The sequence below is a fragment of the Corallococcus sp. CA047B genome (assembly GCF_003612065.1).
GTDB lineage: Bacteria > Myxococcota > Myxococcia > Myxococcales > Myxococcaceae > Corallococcus > Corallococcus praedator.
In genome coordinates this window covers 1-4,235 of record NZ_RAWD01000513.1, presented here as the reverse complement: position 1 = coordinate 4,235, position 4,235 = coordinate 1, and the positions used below count along the sequence as shown (strand labels likewise).

General features: G+C 69.3%; 4 protein-coding genes. 2 read left to right on the top strand and 2 right to left on the bottom strand.

Annotated features, from left to right (window positions below; all coding sequences use genetic code 11):
* Together D7X74_RS40130 and D7X74_RS40125 are read left to right on the top strand one after the other, a co-directional pair.
* The coding region (locus D7X74_RS40130) for an ABC-F family ATP-binding cassette domain-containing protein (protein ID WP_147446868.1) at nt 1-1,855 on the top strand (1,855 nt) is incomplete at its 5' end.
* Nucleotides 1,856-1,866: 11 nt separating this feature from the next.
* On the top strand, nt 1,867-2,286 hold the full coding sequence (locus D7X74_RS40125; RefSeq protein WP_120538208.1) for a hypothetical protein: 420 nt from the start codon (nt 1,867-1,869) through the stop codon (nt 2,284-2,286).
* Nucleotides 2,287-2,298: 12 nt separating this feature from the next.
* Here the strand turns inward: D7X74_RS40125 and gspC are convergent, their stop codons facing one another.
* Entirely contained in the window at nt 2,299-3,162 is an 864-nt protein-coding gene (gene gspC, locus D7X74_RS45140) for a type II secretion system protein GspC (RefSeq protein WP_279637165.1), read from the bottom strand.
* Between the two features lie 177 nt (nt 3,163-3,339).
* Complete coding sequence (locus D7X74_RS40115) at nt 3,340-4,068, bottom strand: zf-TFIIB domain-containing protein (RefSeq protein WP_120538209.1); 729 nt, start codon at nt 4,066-4,068, stop codon at nt 3,340-3,342.
* Nucleotides 4,069-4,235 lie beyond the last annotated feature (167 nt).

Here is a 4,235-nt window from a genome sequence, read left to right as displayed (position 1 = left end):
GGCCAACGGCACGGGGAAGTCCTCCCTGATGAAGATCATCGCCAAGGCGAGCCTGCCGGATGGGGGCACCATCCAGTACAGCCGCCGGGCCCGGGCGGGCTATCTGCCCCAGGAAATCGCGGGGTTACCCGAAGGGACGGTGGTGGAGGCGGTGATGAGCACCGTGCCCGGCCGGGACGCCATGGAGTCGCGCCTGAGGGACACCGAGGCGGCCCTGGCGGCGGCCGTGGAGGAGGAGGACCAGCTGGAGCTGGCGCAGACGCTGGCGGACCTCCACGCGGAACTGGACGACTTCGAGAACCGCTACGGCCGGCACCACGCCGAGCGCATCCTCAAGGGCCTGGGCTTCCGGGACGCGGACCTGTCCAAGCCCACCCAGGCCCTGTCGGGCGGCTGGCGCATGCGGGCGGCGCTGGCGGGCCTGCTGCTCCAGGACCCGGACCTGCTGCTGCTGGACGAGCCGACCAACCACCTGGACGTGCCGACCCTGGCCTGGTTCGACGGGTTCCTGCGCCGCTCCAACAAGGCGATGGTGCTCATCTCCCACGACCGCGACTTCCTCAACCGGCAGATCAACCGGGTGGTGTCGCTGGAGATGGAGGGCGTGCGCGAGTACACGGGCAACTACGAGGACTACAAGCGCCTGCGCGCCGAGGAGATGGTGCTGCTCCAGGCGAAGGCGGAGAAGGTGGAGCAGCGCCGCGCGGAGCTGCAGGGCTTCATCGACCGGTTCGGCGCGAAGGCCACCAAGGCGAAGCAGGCGCAGAGCCGCGCGAAGATGCTGGCCAAGCTGGAGAAGGTGCAGCTCCTCGAAGAGCGGCAGACGATGAAGTTCCGCTTCCCGGAGGTGGAACGCAGCGGCCGGGACGTGGTGCTGATGGAGGACATCACCAAGCGCTACGGCGCGCTCACCGTCTATGACGGGCTGAACGCGCGGCTGGAGCGGGGCCAGAGAATCGCCGTGGTGGGCGCCAACGGCGCGGGCAAGACGACGCTCTTGAAGATGGTCGCGGGCGAGCTGGCCCCGGACACCGGCAAGGTGACGCTCGGGCACAACGTGGTGGTGGGCTATTACGCGCAGCACCACGCGGACAAGCTCGACCGTGACAACACCATCATCGAAGAGGTGCGGCCTCTGGCGGCGGACAAGCCGGAGAGCTACGTGCGCGGCGTGCTGGGCGCGTTCCTCTTCAGCGGCGACGACGTGGAGAAGCCCATCGGCGTGCTGAGCGGTGGCGAGCGCGCGCGCGTGGCCCTGGCGAAGCTGCTGCTGACTCCGTCCAACTTCCTGCTGATGGACGAGCCGACGAACCACCTGGACCTGGATTCGTCGGAGATGCTGATTGAAGCGCTGAAGCTGTACGGCGGCACGCTGTTGTTCGTGAGCCACAACCGCAGCTTCATCAACGGCCTGTGCACGCACGTCTGGGAGGTGGCGGACGGGAAGCTCACGTCGCACCCGGGCAACCTGGACGAATACCTCTACCACCAGGAGCAGCAGCGGCTGGCGGCGGAGGGCGCGGAGAACATCACGTCCGGCGGCAAGGGCACGGGGGCGGGCGCGGCGACGGTCTCCGAGAAGGAGCGCAAGCGGCTGGAGGCGGAGGCGCGCCAGCGTCGCTCGGTGGTGGAGGGCCCCATCAAGAAGGAGATCGCGAAGCTGGAGGAGCGCATCGCGAAGGTGGAGACCGAGCAGAAGGAGCGCGAGGCGCAGCTCGCGGACCCGGTGCTCTACAACGACTTCGCTCGGGCGAAGCCGCTGATGGACGGGCACCGCGCGGGCAAGGAGGAGCTGGAAGACCTCTATGCCCGGTGGGAAGTCGCGCAGGAGAAGCTGGCGGCGGCGCAGGCCTGAGCTCCGAACCCATGGACCTGGACGCGTGGCTGGGGCGGTTGGGATTGAATCCCGCCCCGAGCAGCCTGGAGGAGATTCGCGAAGCCTTGCGGGTCCAGACGGAGCAGGAGCACCGCTCCCAGGGGGACGGGGACACGGAGTGGATGCGGCTGTGCTGCGTGCAGTTGTTCCACGCGGGCCTGCTGGAGGATGTCCTCCGCATCTGGCGGGCGAAGCGGGCCAGCATGGACGCGGCCGCGTCCATCGATGTCCAGTTCCTCTGTGGCGCGGGGCTGGAGCGGACGAAGGAATCCCTCGCCTCGCAGGCGTCGGATGAGGCCCGGAAGGCCTTGCGGTACTTGGAAGAGTGCGAGGCCGCCGGGGACTTTGAGGACTTCACCGTCGCGGGCTATTTGAAGCGCTGCGCGGCGTATTACGGCACGCAGCCCTGAGCACGGCCAGCGCTACTGGATGTCGAAGGTCTTCCGGACCGGGACGCCGCCGCGTTCAATCTGCAGCTCGATGCGCCGGGCCTCCCGCAGGGTCATGAAGGCTTCCAGGGCCTTGTCCGGGCCGTCCAGGTCCAGCCCGTTGATGCGCTGGAGCACGTCCCCGTTGCGCAATCCCAGCCGCGAGTAGAACGAGCCGTCCTTGATGGAGAACAGCTTGAAGCCCACGGGACGGCCTTCCTTGAAGGCGGGGACCACGCGGGCCTCCATGGACAGCTCGTCCAGGTGCGCGAGCGCTTCGGTGAGGTCCTCGCGGGGCACGACGTGGGTGTCTGGTCCCGTGGCGCGGATGCCCTTGCCCAGGCCGGAACCCCCTGGCATCGCGGCGCCTGGATGGGCATTCACCGGGGTCGGGCCCGTGCCCGGCAGGGACGCGCCGTCGATGTATTCGAGCCGCCCGTCGACCACGAACACGATGCGCTCCCGCTCGATGGCGAAGACCCGGGCGCCCTTGAAGGCATCACTGACCATCAGGCTGCGAGCGACGCCTCCTGAAAGTTCGTGGATGGAGGCCATCGACCACCGAGGATCCTGTGAGACCAGCGTCCCGAGCAGCCGCAGGGGCAGTGTGCTCCGGGGGAGGTGAGGGCCTGGCTCCACTTCCATGGGGCTCGGGAGGGAAAGGCCCGTGAGCCTTGCCAGGAGGTCCGTGTCCAGCGCCGGTCCGGACGGAGTGCGCGATGGCACCCGCGCCGTGCTTTCCCTGGCACGAGGCGATGGCATCAGGACGCCGATGAACACCTGATTCACGATGAGCGCCGCTGTCAGCGCGCACGAAAAGACAAGCAAGGCAAAGCCGCCCTGCACGGACCTGCGCATCCCATGGTTCATGAATCCCTCCCTTGGCGAAGCGTGGGAGGCATGAGCAAGACCAGGGCCAGGGGCCGTGGAAGGCATGCTCACGACGGAATGACCGCGCGCCGCGGCCCTTTGGCGGACGTCTTGTCAGGCCTTGGGGCGCCGTGAGGGACAGCCTGTCAGGCGCGCGGCAGGGGGCTACTTGAACAGCTTTGACAGCAGCCACACCACGGCGGACTCGGTGGTACCGGTGTTCAGGTACTGGGACCTGCGGCCGGCGGACTCACTGGCCCGCGCCTTCGTCAATTCACCGGAGTAGGGCACGGAGCCCTCCGGGGCGCAGCTTCCACAGAACAGCCGCTCCTCCCAGACGAACCCGTAGCGCGGCTCCATCCGTCGCCCGCAGGTCGTGCACGCGGGCTCGTCGCCCAGCAGCACCTTGGGCCGCAGGTTCATGCTCCGGGGCGCGCTCTCGCTCTCATACTCATGCTCGAAGTCCGCGGCGTGGAGCTCCGGAGCCTGCTCGTCCCGTGCCCGGGGCGCCGGTGTCGTCGCATTCAGGAGCCGGGTCACCTCTTCCCGGTCCATCGCCACGCCCCGGCACTTCACGCAGACGTCCACCGTCACGTCCCGCAGCTCCACCGCGGACAGCGGCGCGCTGCCACATCCGGGACAGGTGGGAGCCCGCCGCCCGCAGGACGGACAGCCGGGGACGTATTGGAGTCCCGCGTCACAGCCCCGGCACCGCCCGGGCCTTCCCTTCGCCTGCTCGAACACGGCCTCCATCACCGGACCGGTGACGACCGTGCCCAGCGCCTCCGCGTCGAGCCAGCCGGCGCCGCAGTTGCCGCACTCGTCGCGCTCCAGGCCCCGGGCGTGGGTGCTGCGCATCGTCGTCTGGCAGTAGGGGCAGGGACACGGCTGCATGGGCCCCCAAGCCTAGCGGGTCTTTCCCGGAAGAGGGACCCCCGGGGTGGGGACCCGGCGTCTTCAGCTGGCGCGGCGACGCTTGTCGCGCTTGGACCGGGGCTCGGGCGGCTTCGGCGGGCCGGGGGCCGGCTCGCGCAGCTCCTCGGGGATGGCCAGGGACTGGG

Coding starts and splice junctions, on each gene's coding strand:
- D7X74_RS40115 (WP_120538209.1), bottom strand. CDS start 4,068: ATGCAGCCGTGTCCCTGCCCCTACTGCCAGACGACGATGCGCAGCACC.
- gspC (WP_279637165.1), bottom strand. CDS start 3,162: ATGCGCAGGTCCGTGCAGGGCGGCTTTGCCTTGCTTGTCTTTTCGTGC.
- D7X74_RS40125 (WP_120538208.1), top strand. CDS start 1,867: ATGGACCTGGACGCGTGGCTGGGGCGGTTGGGATTGAATCCCGCCCCG.